This window comes from Caulobacter sp. LjRoot300, from assembly GCF_964253875.1.
Classification (GTDB): Bacteria; Pseudomonadota; Alphaproteobacteria; order Caulobacterales; family Caulobacteraceae; genus Caulobacter.
In genome coordinates this window covers 93,541-109,439 of sequence record NZ_CAXUSA020000007.1, presented here as the reverse complement: position 1 = coordinate 109,439, position 15,899 = coordinate 93,541, and the positions used below count along the sequence as shown (strand labels likewise).

The following is a 15,899-nucleotide window of genomic DNA, read 5'->3' as shown; positions in this document are numbered from 1 at the left end:
CCCCGTGGGGGAGGCGGCCCGAATGGGCCGGAGGGGGGAGTGGTCCCACCTCGGCCGTATCCCCCCACCGATCGCTACGCGATCGCCTCCCCCAGAGGGGGAGGGTCTTACCCGAACAGGCCATGCAACCACCACTTCGGGGTCTTCTCCCCGTCGCCGTACAGGCCGGCCCGGAAGATCCAGAACCGTTCGCCCGCCTCGTCCTCCACCCGGTAATAGTCGCGCACCTTGCCCGGCCCGACCTCGTCGAAGGCCTTGCGCCACCATTCCTGGCCGATCCGTTCGGGCCCCTCGGCCAGGCGCACGCGGCGCGACTGGCCGCGCCAGGTGAAGCGGACCGGCGGGTCGTCCGGCAGCTTGGCCAGCACCTCGATCGCCTCGGGACGGCGCAGCAGGCGCGTCGGCCGGGGACGATCCGGGTTCCAGGCGTCTTCCGGCCGGGGGTCCAGCGGCGCGCGGCGGACCACCGCACGTTCCGGCACATGGCTCGGATGCGGATCGGCCCGCCACACCCGGTCCTCGCCCAGGCGGTTGACCAGCCGGTCGACCAGCGGCGCCAGGCCCTCCTCCAGGCCGGCGCCGCCGTCGGCGTCGGCGCTCAGGTTCCGTTGCGCGGTCGACAGCGGCTCGACCTCGGCGGCCCACAGGGTGACGACCTCGATCCCGAAGCCCGGATCGACCACGTCCAGCTTCGGCTTCAGCAGCTTGGCGATGCGGGCGGCGTCGCGGCCGGGACGGGACAGGCCGGCCCGCACCGGCTGGTCCTTGCCGTCCAGGCGGTGGAACACCAGCTCGAACCGCCGCGCGCCCTGCCCCTCGGCCTCCAGCCGGGCGCACAGCAGGGCGCAGATGTCGCCGGTCACCCGCTCCAGGTCGGACAGGGCGCTGATCGGCTCGAAGAAGGCCAGGCGGTCGAACCACGGGGTGGCGGGGCGGCGGAAGGCCAGGGCCTCGCGGCCCGCGCCCAGGGCCTGGTCGATGCGCATCACCGTGGACAGTCCGAACCGCCGGGCCAGCTGGGCGCGCGGCAGGGCCAGCAGCTGGCCGACCTGGAACAGGCCCAGGCGCGGCAGTTGGGCCTGGGCCGCCTCGTCCAGCCGCAGGGCCGCCACCGGCAGCGGCGCCAGCAGCGGGCCCTGGCCGCCGGGCGGGGCGATCGTGCGGTCGGGAGCGTAGCGGGCCAGGGCCCAGGCCGCGCCGGGGGTGTCGGCGATCGCCCCCCGGGCCGGCGCGCCCCAGCGCTCCAGCCGGGCCAGCAGGTCCTCCAACATCAAAGCCTCGCCGCCCCACAGGTGCGACACCCCCTCGACGTCGAGGAACAGGCCGTCCAGCCCGTCGATGGCCACGGCCGGCGAGAAGCGCACGCACCAATCGCAGAGGATCTCCAGCGCCGCGCGGTCGCCGTCGGGGTCGTGGTCGGCGGTCAGCAGGTCGGGGACCAGGGCCGCGGCGTCGGCGGCCTTCTGGCCGACATGCAGGCCCAGGGCCGCGGCCGCGTCGTCGACGGCGGCCAGGCGGCGCGTGCCGCCCTCGGTGGCGACCAGGGCGACAGGGGGAGGAGGCAAAACAGGCCCTCCCCCTATGGGGGAGGGACTAGGCGGCGCGGATACGCTCTGGAGGGGGTTCGTTCGCCGCCACGTCGTGATCGGCCAACTTCGACACCAGACGGAAAGGATGCGGGCCATCGGCGGCCTCCGCTTGTTCGAGGATCCAGGCGCCGGGACGGCCGCCCCGGCAGCGTTCGAGTTCGACCCGCCAGCGCGGCGGGCCCAGTCCCGGGTCGCCCGGCGGCGGCTGGCTGGGCGCGGCGGCGATCCGCCAGCGGGTCTGGGCGGCCGCGCCGGAGACCTCGCGAACCTTGCCGGCCGGGCCGCCATAGGGCCGTCGTCGCAGCAGCACCCCGGTGGCGCCGCGCCGCTCGCAGGCCAGCTGCAGGCGGCGGCCAGCCTTGAGGTCGGGGCTTTCGGCCTCGCCTATCGCGGCGGCGACCCCGACCGTGGCCAGGGCGTCCTCCAGCACCGCCAACACCTCGGCCTCGTCGCGGGCCCGGACCTGGATCAGCCGGCCGACCGGAAAGCCCAGGCCGGCCAGGCCGGGCGCGTGCAGGTCGGCGCGCCGCATCACCCAGACCACCGCGCCCCGGGCCGCCAGCGGCCGCAGCATCAGGGCCGCGAAGGCGGCGGGGGCGGCGCCGGTCTCTTCCTCCAGTCCGCGGCCACCGACCTCGTGCCAGCCGCCGCGCGGCAGGCCGCCGGCCGGGAAACAGCCGTCGATGCGCGGATCGCCGAACGGCAGGACGGGGGGCGGAGTCCGAGTCCCCGCCTCCAGGGCGGCGATCTGGGCTCTCAAAACCGAAAGGGCGGGCTTCGCCCCGGGCATCCCTGCATCTCCAATGTTCCACTTTTGTTCTGATCCTCCAGACATGGAGAGTCAAGCGGAGCTGGGTCGCGATTCAGGGATGCGCTGGAATGACGCGCCGGGCGCGCAGGCCTAGAACCGCGCCTTGGCCCGCCACCACTGGCTGACCAGCATCGGTCCGAACGCGGCGCTGATGCCGCAGGCGTCGGCGAACAGGTCGAACCACGAGGCGTCGCGGCCGACGAAGGCCTGCAGGATCTCGATCGCCCCGCCGAACGCCAGGATCACCAGGCCGATGCGGTGCAGCCGGCTCTGCGGCAGGGCCAGGCTGGCCAGGATGCTGAGCACGTAAAAGACCAGGAAGTGCTTGGCCTTGTCCCAGGGGATCAGGCCCATGCTGTCGTTGTCGGGCAGCAGGGCCTTGGCCAGGGCGTAGGCGGCGGCGGTCAGGAAGACGATGAAGACCAGGCGATTGATCTTGCGGGCGCGGAGGGACATCGAAGCTCCTGACTGGGACCGTCCGCACCTAGCCGGTCCGGTGAGGCTTGAAAATGGCCGGATGACGTCTTGGCCGCATCGCCTTGCCGACTGCATGGGATCTGCACGCTCTTCCTTCTCCCCTTGCGGGAGAAGGTGTCGGCGAAGCCGACGGAAGGGGTCGATGAACGCGAAAGCCGCGCCCAGCCTTTCGACCGGACGCGGCTTCGAACGTCTGAGAAACCCATCCGGCCTGCTACGCAGGCCACCTTCTCCCGCAAGGGGAGAAGGGTCAGGGCTCTAGAACGTCAGAGCGCGGGCTTCCTTGACGTGCGGCAGGGCCTGGATCTTGGCCAGCAGGGCCTCGTCCGGGGCCTGGTCGACGCCGACCAGGGCGATGGCGTCCTCGTCGGCCGAGACGCGGCCCAGGTTGAAGGTGGCGATGTTGACGCCCGCCTCGCCCAGCAGCATGCCCAGCGCGCCGATGAAGCCCGGCTTGTCCAGGTTGTTGATGTACAGCATGGCCGGCGAGAAGCCCGCGTCCAGCTCCATGCCCTTGACCTCGACGACGCGCGGGGCGCCGGCGATCACCGTGCCGGCGAAGGCGCGCTTGCCCTTCTCGGTGGTGATGGTGATGCGCATCAGGCTGTCATAGGTGGGGCTGACCTCCTGGCGGCTCTCGGAGACGGTGATGCCGCGCTCCTTGGCCACGGCGGGCGCGGAGACCATGTTGATCTCGGCCAGCATCGGCTTGAGGATGCCCGACAGGGCGGCCGAGGTCATCGGCTTGACGTTCAGGTTGGCGACCTCGCCCTCGAAGGCGATGTCGATGGCCAGGATGCCGAAATCGACCATCTGGCCGGCCAGGGCGCCGATCTTCTCGGCCAGGGCCACGAACGGCTTCAGCTTGGGGGCTTCTTCCGCGGTGATCGACGGGCTGTTCAGGGCGTTGGTGACCGCGCCGGTCAGCAGGTAGTCGCTGACCTGTTCGGCCACCTGCAGGGCGACGTTCTCCTGGGCCTCGCTGGTGCTGGCGCCCAGGTGCGGGGTGGCCACGACCTTGTCCGAACCGAACAGCGGGTTTTCCTTGGCCGGCTCGGTGACGAACACGTCGAAGGCCGCGCCGCCCACATGGCCGTCGTCCAGCAGCTTGCGCAGGGCCACCTCGTCGACCAGGCCGCCGCGGGCGCAGTTGACGATCAGCACGCCCTTCTTGGTCTTGGCCAGGTTCTCGGCCGACAGGATGTTGCGGGTCTTGTCGGTCAGCGGCGTGTGCAGGGTGATGACGTCGGCGCGGGCCAGCAGGTCTTCCAGCTCGACCTTCTCCACGCCCATCTCGACGGCGCGCTCGGGGCTGAGGAAGGGGTCGTAGGCCACGACCTTCATCTTCAGGCCCAGGGCCCGGTCGGCGACGATGCCGCCGATGTTGCCGGCCCCGATCAGACCCAGGGTCTTGGCGTAGAGCTCCACGCCCATGAAGCGGTTCTTCTCCCACTTGCCGGCCTGGGTCGAGGCGTCGGCGGCCGGCAGCTGGCGAGCCAGGGCGAACATCATGGCGATGGCGTGCTCGGCCGTGGTGATCGAGTTGCCGAACGGGGTGTTCATCACCACCACGCCCTTGGCGGTGGCGGCGGGGATGTCGACATTGTCGACGCCGATGCCGGCCCGGGCGATGACCTTCAGCCGGTTGGCGGCGGCGATCACGTCCTTGTCGAGCTTGGCGCCCGAGCGGATGGCGATGCCGTCATAGTCGCCGATCACGGCGATCAGTTCGTCTTTCGACAGGCCGACCTTGATGTCGAAGTCGACGCCGCGGTTCTTGAAGATGTCGACGGCGGCGGGGGAAAGCTTGTCGGCGATGAGGACGCGGGGAGCGGTCATGTGGGGGATTCCTTGCGGAGAAGTTTGAAAACTCCCCCCACCGGCGCTTCGCGCCGCCTCCCCCACAGGGGGAGGACCTCGTTTAAGACCCTCCCCCTGTGGGGGAGGTGTCGGCGAAGCCGACGGAGGGGGGAGTAAAGCTAGGCTGTTAAGCGGCGGCCAGTTCGGCCGAGACGGTGGCGAAGGCCCAGTCGAGCCAGGGCGTCAGGGCCTCGAGGTCCGAGGCCTCGACGGTGGCGCCGCACCAGATGCGCAGGCCGGCCGGGGCGTCGCGATAGCCGCCGATGTCGAGGGCCGCGCCCTCCTTCTCGAGCAGGCCGGCCAGCTTCTTGGCGAAGTCGGCCTGGGCGTCGTCCGGCAGGGCGGCGATCGCGGGATCGACGACCTTCAGGCACACCGAGGTGTTGGACCGGATCTCCGGCGTCGCCGCCAGGAACTCGACCCACGGGGTGCGGGCGACCCAGTCCGCCAGCACGGCCAGGTTCTGGTCGGCGCGGGCCTGCATGGCTTCCAGGCCGCCGATCGAGGCGGCCCACTTCAGGGCGTCCAGCGCGTCCTCGACACACAGCATCGACGGCGTGTTGATCGTCGCGCCCTCGAAGATGTCGGCGGCGATCTTGCCGGCTTTCGTCATCCGGAACAGCTTCGGCATCGGCCAGGCCGGGGAGTAGCTTTCCAGGCGGGCCACGGCGCGCGGCGACAGGATCAGGATCCCATGCGCGCCCTCGCCGCCCAGCGCCTTCTGCCAGGAGAAGGTCACGACATCCAGCTTGGTCCAGTCCAGGTCCTGGGCGAAGGCGGCGCTGGTGGCGTCGCAGATCACGACGCCTTCGCGGTCGGCGCTGATGAAGTCGGCGTTCGGGACGCGGACGCCCGAGGTGGTGCCGTTCCAGGTGAAGACCAGGTCCTTGGCCGGATCGACCTTGGCGGTGTCGGGCAGCTGGCCGTAGGGCGCGTCGAGCACCTCGACGTTCGGCAGCTTCAGCTGCTTGGTCACGTCGGTGACCCAGTCCTTGCCGAAGGATTCGAAGGCCATGACCTGCACGGGGCGGGCGCCCAGCATCGACCACATGGCCATCTCGACGGCGCCGGTGTCCGAACCGGCGACGATGCCGATCAGGAAGTCGGCGGGGACTTCCAGCACTTGCCGCGTCTGGTCGATGGCGGCCTTCAGGCGGCCCTTGCCCAGCTTGGAGCGGTGCGACCGGCCCAGCACGGCGTTTCTGAGATTTTCGGGGGTCCAGCCGGGCCGTTTGGCGCAGGGGCCGGAAGAGAACTCGGGACGAGCCGGGCGGATCGCCGGCTTGGCGAGGGGGGTGGTCATAGCGATGTCTCCCATCCTTACAGATGGACAGCGCCCCGTTGGGGGGGCGTGGCCCGCCGGCGACAAACTCTTTTTCGACGGCGAAGGCAAGGAGAGATTTTGCGGCGTGGCGAGCGAATCGGCCGCGGCGGGCAATTATCTTGCGCGGCCTATTCCCTGGCGGCGTGGCGGCGTTTTCGCCAAGCCAGCAGGCAGCCGCCGCCCAGGCACAGGAGCACGCCCAGGCTGACGAGGTTGTTCACCATGGCGTAGAAACTGTCGTACAGCTTACCCGCCACCAGATAATAGGCGTGAAGACTGAATTGCGCGGCCTGCAGGAGAACCGCGAGGCCCAACCAGGCGGTCGTGTAGCGCAGCGCCATGACCATCAGCCCAGCTCCGAACAGGCCATCGACCAGGAAATAGCTCGGCTTTTGGATGGCCTTGTCCGGGATCAGCCCGATCAGGGTGATGGCCAGCGACATGACGACCACCAGCATCGCGACCTGCCGCTCGACTCCGCCGCCTATGCGCCAAGCCAAGAGGCCGACGCCTAGAATCAACATCCAACCGAAAAGGATCAGGAAATCGAGATGCATATCTTGGGCCTCTAACCGAAATTAGAGGCCCAAGGTATTAAACTATTTGCAATGTGACTTAGCTGGCGGCGCGCAGACCGTGCTGGACCAGCGAGCCTTCCTTGCCGATCACGCCGATCAGCTTGGTCCGGATGCCGATGCGCAGGCGAACTTCATCCAGTTGGGCGTGGGCTTCGACCACCGCGGTGCGGGCGGCGGTGAGGGCGGCGACGGCGTCACCCAGCTTGGCGGTGGCCCCGTTGGCGACCGTGGGCGACAGGCCCAGGTCCTTACGGGCCTGGATCAGTTCGGCCATCATTTCCATCGCCTCCACCATCGCGGCGTCGACAGCGGCCTCGGTGGCGAACAGCTTGTTAGCGACACGTTGAGCAACGAAAGTCTTTTCCACACCCATCTCCCTTAAGAAAAACCTAAGCGCGAAGGTAAACCAGATGTTAACGCGTCGGAAAGAAAAACAACCGTTAGCGTTAGTTTGTCGCGCATTGGGGGCCTGGACGGAAGTGAACCGTTAGGGAGATCGCGCGAAAATAGGGCCGAAAAACCAACCCGGACGGGTCATGATCGACGATAGCCGCCGCCCTGAAGGCACGCCGCATGCACCGTTGCAGGCGCGAATCGCCAGCGTCGCGCTGACCACGACGGTGGTCGCGCTGCTGGCGGCGTGCCTGTGCTTCATGCTCCAGCAGTGGAGCGTCGCGCGCCAGGAAACCCGGACGAATCACGAGATCCTGGCCCAGATGGTGGCCGCGGGGGCCGCCGCGCCGGTGGCCGACCACAACACGGTCGGAGCCTATCGGGCCCTTGAAGCCGTAGCCAAGGCCCCCAACGTCGTATCGGTGCGCCTGACCGACATTCATGGCCAGGTGGTCGCCCAGATCGGCGCGGCCGACGACGCCGAGGTCGACACCCTGGTCCGTCCGATCAAGCTGGGCTCGCGCCAGGTGGGGTCGCTAGCCCTGTCGGCTCGCCGCCCCAGCCTGACCGACATCATGGCCCGCGACCTGGCCCTGACCGGCACCCTGTTCTTCGGCTCGGCCGGCCTGGCGATCCTGCTGGCCAACGGCCTGGCCCGCCGCATGACCAAGCCGATGGAGCGCCTGTCCAACGCCATGCGCGAGGTCGCCGCCGACGGCCGCTTCAAGCCGGTGGAGCAGGCCGCCGACGACGACGTCTTCCACAGCCTGACCGCCAGCTTCAACCACCTGGTCTCGCGGCTGGAGATCAACGACCACGAACTGCGCGGGGCCATGGCCGAACTGGTCAAGGCCCGCGACGACGCCAACGCCGCCAACGTCCTGAAGTCGCATTTCCTGGCCAATATGAGCCACGAGATCCGCACGCCGCTGAACGGCGTGCTGGCCATGACCGAGGTGATGGCCATGGGCGAGCTGTCGGCCGCCCAGCGCGAGCGCCTGTCGGTGATTCGCGAATCGGGGGCCCTGCTGCTGTCGGTGCTCAACGACGTGCTGGACCTGTCGAAGATCGAGGCCGGCCGCCTGGACCTGGTCGAGCGCGACTTCGACCTGGCCAGCCTGGCCCTGTCGGTCCGCGAAACCTACGCCACCCAGGCCCGGGCCAAGAACCTGGAGTTCGGGGTGTTCGTCGCGCCCGAAGCCCTGGGTTCGTGGCGCGGCGACGTCGACCGCCTGCGCCAGATCCTCGGCAACCTGGTGTCCAACGCCCTGAAGTTCACGCTGGAGGGCAGCGTCTCGGTGCGCTTCGCCTCGGCCGACGACGGCGGCGGCCTGCGCATCGACGTGGTCGACACCGGCATCGGCATCGATGCGGAGACCCTGCCGCGCCTGTTCGACAAGTTCGTCCAGGCCGACAGCTCGACCACCCGCCGGTTCGGCGGCTCGGGCCTGGGCCTGTCGATCTGCAGCGAGCTGGCCACCCTGATGGGCGGCGGCGTCCACGTGCAGAGCCGCGAGGGCCAGGGCTCGACCTTCACCGTCGTGGTGGCCATGCCGCGCGGCGAGGCGACCGCCCCCGCGCCGGAGGAAGCCGCCCCGCCGCCGATCGAGTCCGAGCGCCGCCTGCGGGTGCTGGCCGCCGACGACAACCCCACCAACCAGAAGGTCATCGCCGCCGTCCTGGCCCCGCTGGGCGCCGAGGTCGAGCTGGTGGCCGACGGCGTCGCCTGCGTCGAGGCCTGGAAGCGCGGCGGCTTCGACATCGTGCTGATGGACATCCACATGCCGGTAATGGACGGCGTCGAGGCCGCCCGCACCATCCGGGCGCTCGAGGTCGGCGAGGGCCGCAAGCGCATCCCCATCGTGGCGGTGACCGCCAACGCCCTGGTCCACCAGGTCGAGGGCTATATGGCCGCCGGCATGGACGGCCACGTCGCCAAGCCGATCGAGGTGACCAAGCTCTACGACGCCATCGAGACCGCCGTCGCCGCCGCCCGCCGCGAGGGCGCGAAGGTCGCCGCGGCCTGAAAAAGCCGCTCATCCCGGCGAATGCCGGGACCCAGATCCCATAGCTGCGCGGCGGACTGGAAGAGCGCCGCGCTTTTGGCGTCACCCACACCATCATTCCATCTGGATCCCGGCATTCGCCGGGATGAGCGGATATTTGGTGGTTCACCTACCTGAACGCAACATAACGGGCGGCTCAGGACCGCTTCAGCCGCCGTGTGGTCTCTTGTGTCCAACGTCGCCTCGTCGGCGCCGGACATCTTCAAGAGGAACCGTACGATGAAAAAGATTCTGCTTTCGATCGCCGCGGTCTCGGCCATCGCCGCCGCCGTCCCCGCCGTCGCCTCGGCCCAGGACTATGGCTACGACCGCGGCCCCGATCGCGGCCCCGATCGTGGTTATGACCGCGGCTACGGCTATGGCGGCGACCGCGTCGCCCGCCTGGACGACCGCATCGACCGCGGCATCCGCAGCGGCGGCCTGACCCGCAACGAGGCCTGGCGCCTGAAGGGCGAGCTGCGCGACACCGCCCGCCTGGAGGCCCGCTATCGTCGCGACGGCCTGAACCGCTGGGAGCGCGAGGACCTGGATCGCCGCTTCGACCGCATCAGCGCCCAGATCCGCTACGAGCGCCACGACCGCGACTATGGCTACGGCCGCGACTATCGCGACGGCCGTCGCTACTAGGGCCTAGCCGAGCGCCGGCGCCACCCGTAGCCGGCTCTCCACCATCGTGAAGCCGCGGCCGCGCAGAAGAACGCGCGCGCCGCGGTTTTCGCAGTCCAGGTCGCCGCCCCGTCCGGGATAGGCCTGGTGGAACCGCAACGCCGCCACACCCAGCTTGTCGCCGTACAGCGGCGCCAGCATGCAGTGGGCCGAGCCCGTGGTTGGGTCCTCGGGAATGCCGGCGGCCGGGGCGAAGAACCGGCTGACCACGGCGTAGTCCCGGCCGGGATCGGCCAGGGCGGCGACGATCACCTGGCCCGGCCCGCCCTTGGCCAGGCCGCCGCCGACGGCGCCCAGCAGGGCCAGGTCCGGCGACAGCCCGCGCACCGTCGCCTCGTCGGCGACCACGGCCAGCACGTACTGCCCCGCCCAGACCTCGATCGGCGTCACGCCCAGGGCCCTGGCCAGGTCGGGTCCGGCCTCGACCCGCGTCGGCGGATCGGCCGGAAAGTCCATCTCCAGCCCCGCGCCCCCGAGCACGCCGTCGACCCTGCGCACGGTCAGCTCGCCCGACCGGGTGTCGAAGCTCAGCAGCGGGACATCGACGCCCATCTCCTGGAATAGCGCATGGGCGCTGGCCAGGGTGGCGTGGCCGCACAGCGGCGCCTCCAGGGCCGGGGTGAACCAGCGCAGGCCGAACCGGGCGGGATCGGCGGTCTTCAGCAGGAAGGCCGTCTCGGCCTGGTTGTTCTCGGCGGCCAGGGCCTGCATCCAGGCAGTCTCAGGCCAGGCGTCGAACGGCTCGACCACGCAGGCCGGATTGCCCTTGAACGGGCCGGAGGCGAAGGCGTCGATGGTCCACTGGCGCATGGCGGGAGCTCCTGGAAATGACGGCTTTCGCGGTCGTAGGAGCAAGGCGTCACCGGATCAAAGGCAACATTGTCACGGGTGACAATGTTTTGCCGCCGGGCATTCACAAAGGTCCGTCATCCCGGGCCTTGTGCCCGGGACCCCTGGTTCAGCCGACGGTGAAGCGCTTTGGCGCGCCGGCGCGCCACACCTCCGCCCTTGCGGCGGACAGAGGGTTCCCGGGCACGAGGCCCGGGATGACGGTGGAAAAAGGGAGAAGGATCATTCCCCCTCCACCACGATCTCCGGCCAGCGGGCCTTGGCCGAGCCGGTGGTGCGGGCCCAGCCGCCGGCCCCCTTCACCCGCAGGGGATTGGGCCGCAGCCGCAGGGCGAACAGGTCCTCCAGCCCGAACGGGGCGAACACCGACAGGGTGTCGTCGGCCTCCAGCCGCACGCCCACGCAGAAGGCGGTGGCCACGAAGCGCTTCAGGGCGTCGGCGCTGGACTTGAGCGGCGGATAAGGCTCGTCGGCCCCGAACTTCTGCTCGAACCACAGGTGCACGCGAGCCTGGTTGCGCACCTCGACCAGGTCGCGCAGCGGCGGCTCGAACGCCGCCGCCACCCGTCGGATCACGACGTCCTCGGCCTCGTAGGAGATGTCGGAATCGTCGTGATAGGCCACGTCGTAGTCCCTGATCCCGTAGTCGGGCGCCCGGCCGGTCAGGTGGTTCCAGACCGGCTGGTAGACCGCGCCGGAGAACACCATGCCGTCGGGCAGGTCCAGCTCGCGGACCGTGCGCAACACCTGCAAGGTGGTGGGCGTGGCGCGGAGGATCTCGACGAAGCGGGCTTGCAGGTCGCTCATCTGCCCCCTCCTTCCCCGCGCACCACCCAGCCATGGTCCAGCGGCCCATGCCCCGCCCCGAAGCCCGGCGCGCGCAGCATGGCCTGGTGGACATAGTTCCAGGCCCGGGCCACCGACTCGGTCAGGGACAGGCCCTGGGCCAGGCCGACGGCGCAGGCGCTGGCCAGGGTGCAGCCGGTGCCATGGGTGTGGCGGGTGTCGATCCGCTCGCCCTCGAAGGCCGTCTCGCCCTGGCGGGTGATCAGCAGGTCGACGACCCGCTCGCCGGCCCCATTTCCCTCAAGAATATGCCCGCCCTTCATCAGCACCGCATGGGCGCCCAGCTCCAGCAGGGCTTCGCCGGCCCGGCGCAGGTCGTCGGTGGTCTCGACGGTCAGGCCGGTCAGGGCCGCGGCCTCGGGGGCGTTGGGGGTCAGCAGGGCGGCGCGTGGCACCAGCAGGCTTTTCAGCGCCCCGACCGCCGGCTGGGCCAGCAGCGCGGCGCCGCCCTTGGCGACCATCACCGGATCGATGACGGCGGGGATGGCTTTGGCGCTGTCCAGCACCCGGGCCACGACCTCGACCGTGGCCGCGTCGCCCAGCATGCCGGTCTTGAAGGCGTCGGCCCCGATGTCGTCGAGCACGGCGCGGGCCTGGGCCTCGATGATCTCCAGCGGGATCGGATGCACGGCGCTCACGCCCAGGGTGTTCTGGACGGTGACCGCGGTGATCGCGGTGGCCGCGTAGCCGCCCAGGGCGGTGATGGTCTTGATGTCGGCCTGGATCCCCGCCCCGCCGCCGGAATCCGATCCGGCGAGGACGAGCACGCGGCCGCGATGTGGCGCTTTCGTCATGCAGAGGTTCTAGCGGGGAGTCGGGGGTGGGGGGTAGGCGCCTTGGGGCGTGGCCGACGCTTGGCCCACAGGAAGGCGACAGGTCGCGACATTCTTGACCCGGCGCCGGAACCTTCACCGTATCCGGCGCGTATTCACTGCCAAGTTGTGTTGGTGGGGTTGCCGATGAGAAGATTGCTTTGCGCCGTGCTGGTCGGCGCGGCCTGTTGCGCGCCGGCGGGCGCCCTGGCCCAGGCGACCGGCGGCGACGCGGTCGATCCGGCGACCCTGGACCTGGCCAAGCTGATCGAGTGCCGGACCTACGACGTGCCGTCGTACAACGCCCTGGCCTTCTGGCTGGTCGGCGACGAAGCCGCCCAGGCGCGGGCCCACTTCGGCCTGACCGAGGAGAAGACCGCCAACTTCATGCTCAAGGCCTATGCGCTCAAGGCCCCGATCACGGTGTTCGGCCGCCAGACCCGCCACATCGTCTTCAACAGCTCCGGCCTGATGGCCGTGCTGGACGAGGCCGATCCCCATCCCCTGGCCAAGCAGTTGGAGATCCAGCCGGCGATCGACCAGCCGGCCAAGTTCCTCGGCGAGCGCGAGATCTCGGCCACACCGACAAGGGCCAGGCCGGCGGCTTCACCTACAAGACCCGCGTCACCCTCAACGTCTCCACCGTCACCTCGCACCCGGGCAAGACCCTGGCCGGCTGCAGCTACACCTTCGAGATGATCGAAAATGGCCAGTAAGCCCGTCCTCGCCGCCCTCTGCGCCGTGTTCGTGGCGGCCGCCGCCCCCGCCCTGGCCCAGGACCTCTATATCGGCACGGTCGACGTCCAGAAGGACCAGGTGATCCTGACCCGCTGCGACCTGGTCCAGAACCGCTACGTGCTGCGCGACCGCGAGGGCGAGGCGGACAAGCCTGTCGCCAAGCTGCGCGAACGCCTGAAGACCCTGAAGGCGCCGGTCTATGTCGAGGTGATCGGCGAATATGTCGAGGTCCAGGGCGAGGACGGCAACGGCCTGGAGGTGATCGCCCTGGAGAACCTCAAGGCCGGCAAGTCCTGCCACCTGACCGACGCCCTGCCGGCGGGGTAGGCGACCAAAGTTATCCACAGGCCCAGCCTTTCCTCCTTCCTTCTTCCCTCCCGGGAGAAAAGGCCGGAGAACCGTCCGGGGACAGGCCCATGGGCCTGTCCCCAACCGTGTCTATCCCCGCGCCCCGCGAAATCAATTCGCGTAAATTCAATAGCTTACACGAAAACGCACGTTTCCGATCCCCACCCTCCAGGACGGCCGCACACTGTGGGCATGACCCAAACCCAGACCCACACCCCCGCCCCGTCCATCGCCTGGTGCCAGGCGATGCAAGCCAAGCTCATGGCCGCCCTCGACGCGGCCTGGGCGAGCCTCGAGCGCAGTCACGACCCGGCCGAGATCCGAAAGATCCGCGACAAGGCCAAGGCGATCGGCGACCTGGCCGCCATGGCCCGCAAGGTGGCGCTGATCGTGCCGATGGCCCGCGCCGCGCGGCCCCCCGCCCCGCCGCTGTCGGCCCCGATCGCGCCGACCCTGGCCGAGGCCCTCGCGCCCGCCGCGGCTCCCATGGGGCCCCCCATGACCGCCCCCATGGCGGCTCAGGCCGAACACGCCCGCCGCGCGCTCGACAAACTCAAGGGCGGACGACGCGGGCGGTTGTGAGGAAAGCCCCTAGTCCCACTCGTCCTTGAGCCGCGCGCTCTCGGCCTTCAACGGCTTGGAGACCGGGCAGACCTCCTGGACGAAGTCGTTCAGCGTGTTGACCAGGCTGTCGCGCACCAGGCTGTAGTGCACGAACTGGCCACGCTTCTCGCTGCGCACCAGGCCCGCCGCCTCTAGGATCGACAGGTGCTGCGACACCGCCGGCTTGGAAATCGCGAACCGCGAGGCGATGTCCCCCGCCGTCAGCTCGGCATGGGCCAGGTAGGCCAGGATCTTCCGGCGGACCGTGGAGGAGAGGGCTTCGAACACGCGCTGCATATATCGGTATTTAAGCTGTTCGCTAACCGCTTGCAAATAGGCGATAAGGTATTTAAGGAATAGCTTATTCATAAGAAGGTGTTCATGGCCCGCGCCGCGCCGCCTCAACCTCCCGGATCCGTCTCCCGCCTCAAGGCCGGAAGCGTGCTTGCCGCCTTGCTGCTGGCTACGGCGGCCGGCTCAGGTCTGACGGCATCGCTGCTCGCCGGCGGCGCGCTCCTGTCGCCCTCCGGCGGAGGTTTCGCCGTGGCTGGCTCCATGCTGCCGCTGGTCTTCATCTTCGCCTGCCCGATCTGGCTGGCAGGCCTGACGGCGCTCGGCGGACCCTGCTGGTGGGTCTTGCATCGGCTCGGGGTCCGATCGCGATGGACGGCCGCCCTGGCCGGCGCCCTGCTGACCTTGCTCGTCGCGGGCGGATACCTCGTCCTGTCGCCCGTGCCCGCCGACAGGGAGTCGGCGACAGCGTGGATGTTCGTCGCCGGCCTGACGGTGATCGGCGCGGTCACCGGCCGGGTTCTCGCCCGGGTCGCCTACCCGAAGAGGACCGAGCGATGACAGATGCCCACGAAGACCCCTACGCCGTCCATTCCATCGCCCTGGACGCCGTTGGCGACGCGGTGGCGGGTCGCGTGGTCTGGGCGCCGGCCCCGTCGCTCTGGCAGACGACGATGCTGGCCGGGGCCCTGGCCGCGCCGTGGTTCTTCAGCTGGAGCGGCCTGCTCGTCTTCGTCGTGCTGACCGGCGTCACCCTGCTGGTCGGCCATTCGGTCGGCTTCCACCGGCGGCTGATCCACGGCAGCTTCCAGAGCCAGCCCTGGCTGGATCACCTGATGATGTATCTGGGCACGCTGGTGGGCATGAGCGGACCGCTGGCCATGATCCAGGGCCACGACCTGCGCGACTGGGGCCAGCGGCAAGGCGACTGCCACCCCTATCTCTCCAACCGCGCCGGCTTCTGGACGGACTACGCCTGGAACCTGCATGGCCGGCTGGTGCTGGCCGCGCCGCCGCGCGTCGAGATCCCGGCGCGGATCGCCGGCGACCGGTTCTACCGCCTTCTGGAACGGACCTGGATGCTGCAGCAGCTGCCCGTGGCCGTCCTGCTGTTCGCGCTCGGTGGCTGGTCCTGGCTGCTGTGGGGCGTCTGCGCGCGGGTCTGCGTGTCGGTGACCGGCCACTGGTACGTCGGCCGCCTGGCCCACCGGACGGGGCCGCAGCGCTGGATCGTCGAAGCCTCGGGCGTCCAGGCCCACGACGTGCCCTGGGCGGCGATCCCGACCATGGGCGAGGCCTGGCACAACAACCACCACGCCTGGCCGGGCTCGGCGCGGCTGGGGCTGTATCCGGGACAGGCCGATTGGGGGTTCGCGTTCATCCGCCTGCTGGAGCGGATGGGCCTGGCCTGGGACGTGCGGACGCCGGAGACCCTGCCGGAGCGGGCGGGCCTCGCCGTGGTGGGCGGTCGAGAAGGGGCCGCGCCTTAAAACCTTGATGGCGAGCTTGCTCTGGCGTCTGGCCGTGTCAAGGACGACGCGGAGCGTCGCCGCGACGCGGCCGCCGGAAGCGGTCCTTGACACGGCCAGACGCCAGAGCTCCGATCCACCAAGGCTTTAAGGCGTGGCCCATCCGAGACGGATGGAGT

General features: G+C 69.9%; 18 protein-coding genes. 7 read left to right on the top strand and 11 right to left on the bottom strand.

Going from position 1 to position 15,899, the window contains the following annotated elements; genetic code table 11:
- Positions 1 to 107: 107 nt before the first annotated feature.
- From ACSQ2G_RS21145 to ACSQ2G_RS21115, 7 genes are all read right to left on the bottom strand, one after another.
- Positions 108 to 1,685 carry a DNA polymerase Y family protein gene (locus ACSQ2G_RS21145; RefSeq protein ID WP_436034248.1) on the bottom strand — a complete coding sequence of 526 codons (1,578 nt, stop codon included), beginning with the start codon at positions 1,683 to 1,685 and terminating at the stop codon, positions 108 to 110.
- The gene (locus ACSQ2G_RS21140; protein WP_436034246.1) at positions 1,594 to 2,379 is read right to left on the bottom strand and encodes an ImuA family protein; all 786 of its coding nucleotides are present in this window, start codon (positions 2,377 to 2,379) and stop codon (positions 1,594 to 1,596) included. The genes ACSQ2G_RS21145 and ACSQ2G_RS21140 overlap by 92 nt, the downstream gene beginning before the upstream one ends.
- 111 nt (positions 2,380 to 2,490) lie before the next feature.
- On the bottom strand, positions 2,491 to 2,856 hold the full coding sequence (locus ACSQ2G_RS21135) for a VanZ family protein (RefSeq protein WP_436034244.1): 366 nt from the start codon (positions 2,854 to 2,856) through the stop codon (positions 2,491 to 2,493).
- A 279-nt stretch (positions 2,857 to 3,135) separates the two neighbouring features.
- Positions 3,136 to 4,716 carry a phosphoglycerate dehydrogenase gene (gene serA, locus ACSQ2G_RS21130; RefSeq protein ID WP_436034242.1) on the bottom strand — a complete coding sequence of 527 codons (1,581 nt, stop codon included), beginning with the start codon at positions 4,714 to 4,716 and terminating at the stop codon, positions 3,136 to 3,138.
- 148 nt (positions 4,717 to 4,864) lie between these two features.
- Positions 4,865 to 6,040 carry a phosphoserine transaminase gene (locus ACSQ2G_RS21125; RefSeq protein ID WP_436034237.1) on the bottom strand — a complete coding sequence of 392 codons (1,176 nt, stop codon included), beginning with the start codon at positions 6,038 to 6,040 and terminating at the stop codon, positions 4,865 to 4,867.
- 149 nt (positions 6,041 to 6,189) lie between these two features.
- Complete coding sequence (locus tag ACSQ2G_RS21120; RefSeq protein WP_436034235.1) at positions 6,190 to 6,618, bottom strand: hypothetical protein; 429 nt, start codon at positions 6,616 to 6,618, stop codon at positions 6,190 to 6,192.
- Between the two features lie 58 nt (positions 6,619 to 6,676).
- Positions 6,677 to 7,006 carry a hypothetical protein gene (locus ACSQ2G_RS21115; protein ID WP_436034233.1) on the bottom strand — a complete coding sequence of 110 codons (330 nt, stop codon included), beginning with the start codon at positions 7,004 to 7,006 and terminating at the stop codon, positions 6,677 to 6,679.
- Between the two features lie 169 nt (positions 7,007 to 7,175).
- Between ACSQ2G_RS21115 and ACSQ2G_RS21110 the strand changes: the two genes are divergently transcribed.
- Together ACSQ2G_RS21110 and ACSQ2G_RS21105 are read left to right on the top strand one after the other, a co-directional pair.
- Positions 7,176 to 9,059: an ATP-binding protein gene (locus ACSQ2G_RS21110; protein WP_436034231.1), complete on the top strand. Its 1,884-nt coding sequence runs from the start codon at positions 7,176 to 7,178 to the stop codon at positions 9,057 to 9,059.
- 258 nt (positions 9,060 to 9,317) lie between these two features.
- Positions 9,318 to 9,725, top strand: a complete 408-nt coding sequence (locus ACSQ2G_RS21105) for a hypothetical protein (protein ID WP_436034228.1) — start codon at positions 9,318 to 9,320, stop codon at positions 9,723 to 9,725.
- A 3-nt stretch (positions 9,726 to 9,728) separates the two neighbouring features.
- On the opposite strand, the gene ACSQ2G_RS21100 is transcribed toward ACSQ2G_RS21105, so the two are convergent.
- The 3 genes from ACSQ2G_RS21100 to thiD all read right to left on the bottom strand — a co-directional run bounded on the left by ACSQ2G_RS21100 (position 9,729) and on the right by thiD (position 12,253).
- Entirely contained in the window at positions 9,729 to 10,574 is an 846-nt protein-coding gene (locus ACSQ2G_RS21100) for a PhzF family phenazine biosynthesis protein (protein ID WP_436034226.1), read from the bottom strand.
- Positions 10,575 to 10,835: 261 nt separating this feature from the next.
- The gene (locus ACSQ2G_RS21095) at positions 10,836 to 11,420 is read right to left on the bottom strand and encodes a nucleotidyltransferase family protein (RefSeq protein ID WP_436034224.1); all 585 of its coding nucleotides are present in this window, start codon (positions 11,418 to 11,420) and stop codon (positions 10,836 to 10,838) included.
- On the bottom strand, positions 11,417 to 12,253 hold the full coding sequence (gene thiD / locus ACSQ2G_RS21090) for a bifunctional hydroxymethylpyrimidine kinase/phosphomethylpyrimidine kinase (protein WP_436034222.1): 837 nt from the start codon (positions 12,251 to 12,253) through the stop codon (positions 11,417 to 11,419). Before thiD ends, ACSQ2G_RS21095 begins: the two co-directional genes overlap by 4 nt.
- A 165-nt stretch (positions 12,254 to 12,418) precedes the next feature.
- On the opposite strand from thiD, the gene ACSQ2G_RS21085 reads away from it, so the two are divergent.
- The 3 genes from ACSQ2G_RS21085 to ACSQ2G_RS21075 all read left to right on the top strand — a co-directional run bounded on the left by ACSQ2G_RS21085 (position 12,419) and on the right by ACSQ2G_RS21075 (position 13,939).
- Complete coding sequence (locus tag ACSQ2G_RS21085) at positions 12,419 to 12,970, top strand: hypothetical protein (protein ID WP_436034220.1); 552 nt, start codon at positions 12,419 to 12,421, stop codon at positions 12,968 to 12,970.
- Between the two features lie 6 nt (positions 12,971 to 12,976).
- The gene (locus ACSQ2G_RS21080; protein WP_436034218.1) at positions 12,977 to 13,336 is read left to right on the top strand and encodes a hypothetical protein; all 360 of its coding nucleotides are present in this window, start codon (positions 12,977 to 12,979) and stop codon (positions 13,334 to 13,336) included.
- 213 nt (positions 13,337 to 13,549) lie between these two features.
- On the top strand, positions 13,550 to 13,939 hold the full coding sequence (locus ACSQ2G_RS21075; RefSeq protein WP_436034216.1) for a hypothetical protein: 390 nt from the start codon (positions 13,550 to 13,552) through the stop codon (positions 13,937 to 13,939).
- Positions 13,940 to 13,948: 9 nt separating this feature from the next.
- On the opposite strand, the gene ACSQ2G_RS21070 is transcribed toward ACSQ2G_RS21075, so the two are convergent.
- The gene (locus ACSQ2G_RS21070) at positions 13,949 to 14,257 is read right to left on the bottom strand and encodes a metalloregulator ArsR/SmtB family transcription factor (RefSeq protein ID WP_436034214.1); all 309 of its coding nucleotides are present in this window, start codon (positions 14,255 to 14,257) and stop codon (positions 13,949 to 13,951) included.
- A gap of 84 nt (positions 14,258 to 14,341) precedes the next feature.
- On the opposite strand from ACSQ2G_RS21070, the gene ACSQ2G_RS21065 reads away from it, so the two are divergent.
- Both ACSQ2G_RS21065 and ACSQ2G_RS21060 read left to right on the top strand, forming a co-directional pair.
- A complete protein-coding gene (locus ACSQ2G_RS21065) occupies positions 14,342 to 14,812 on the top strand; it encodes a hypothetical protein (protein WP_436034212.1) in 471 nt (156 codons plus the stop codon).
- Positions 14,809 to 15,741, top strand: coding sequence for an acyl-CoA desaturase (locus ACSQ2G_RS21060; RefSeq protein WP_436034210.1), 933 nt, complete (start codon positions 14,809 to 14,811; stop codon positions 15,739 to 15,741). Before ACSQ2G_RS21065 ends, ACSQ2G_RS21060 begins: the two co-directional genes overlap by 4 nt.
- Positions 15,742 to 15,899: the final 158 nt, after the last annotated feature.

What these genes read in the sequence shown, in the direction of transcription:
- serA (WP_436034242.1), bottom strand. Translation starts at nt 4,716, where the DNA reads ATGACCGCTCCCCGCGTCCTCATCGCCGACAAGCTTTCCCCCGCCGCC.
- ACSQ2G_RS21125 (WP_436034237.1), bottom strand. Translation starts at nt 6,040, where the DNA reads ATGACCACCCCCCTCGCCAAGCCGGCGATCCGCCCGGCTCGTCCCGAG.
- ACSQ2G_RS21145 (WP_436034248.1), bottom strand. Translation starts at nt 1,685, where the DNA reads ATGGCCCGCATCCTTTCCGTCTGGTGTCGAAGTTGGCCGATCACGACG.
- ACSQ2G_RS21060 (WP_436034210.1), top strand. Translation starts at nt 14,809, where the DNA reads ATGACAGATGCCCACGAAGACCCCTACGCCGTCCATTCCATCGCCCTG.
- ACSQ2G_RS21105 (WP_436034228.1), top strand. Translation starts at nt 9,318, where the DNA reads ATGAAAAAGATTCTGCTTTCGATCGCCGCGGTCTCGGCCATCGCCGCC.
- ACSQ2G_RS21075 (WP_436034216.1), top strand. Translation starts at nt 13,550, where the DNA reads ATGACCCAAACCCAGACCCACACCCCCGCCCCGTCCATCGCCTGGTGC.
- thiD (WP_436034222.1), bottom strand. Translation starts at nt 12,253, where the DNA reads ATGACGAAAGCGCCACATCGCGGCCGCGTGCTCGTCCTCGCCGGATCG.
- ACSQ2G_RS21100 (WP_436034226.1), bottom strand. Translation starts at nt 10,574, where the DNA reads ATGCGCCAGTGGACCATCGACGCCTTCGCCTCCGGCCCGTTCAAGGGC.
- ACSQ2G_RS21095 (WP_436034224.1), bottom strand. Translation starts at nt 11,420, where the DNA reads ATGAGCGACCTGCAAGCCCGCTTCGTCGAGATCCTCCGCGCCACGCCC.
- ACSQ2G_RS21080 (WP_436034218.1), top strand. Translation starts at nt 12,977, where the DNA reads ATGGCCAGTAAGCCCGTCCTCGCCGCCCTCTGCGCCGTGTTCGTGGCG.
- ACSQ2G_RS21140 (WP_436034246.1), bottom strand. Translation starts at nt 2,379, where the DNA reads ATGCCCGGGGCGAAGCCCGCCCTTTCGGTTTTGAGAGCCCAGATCGCC.
- ACSQ2G_RS21120 (WP_436034235.1), bottom strand. Translation starts at nt 6,618, where the DNA reads ATGCATCTCGATTTCCTGATCCTTTTCGGTTGGATGTTGATTCTAGGC.
- ACSQ2G_RS21065 (WP_436034212.1), top strand. Translation starts at nt 14,342, where the DNA reads ATGGCCCGCGCCGCGCCGCCTCAACCTCCCGGATCCGTCTCCCGCCTC.
- ACSQ2G_RS21110 (WP_436034231.1), top strand. Translation starts at nt 7,176, where the DNA reads ATGATCGACGATAGCCGCCGCCCTGAAGGCACGCCGCATGCACCGTTG.
- ACSQ2G_RS21135 (WP_436034244.1), bottom strand. Translation starts at nt 2,856, where the DNA reads ATGTCCCTCCGCGCCCGCAAGATCAATCGCCTGGTCTTCATCGTCTTC.
- ACSQ2G_RS21085 (WP_436034220.1), top strand. Translation starts at nt 12,419, where the DNA reads ATGAGAAGATTGCTTTGCGCCGTGCTGGTCGGCGCGGCCTGTTGCGCG.
- ACSQ2G_RS21070 (WP_436034214.1), bottom strand. Translation starts at nt 14,257, where the DNA reads ATGCAGCGCGTGTTCGAAGCCCTCTCCTCCACGGTCCGCCGGAAGATC.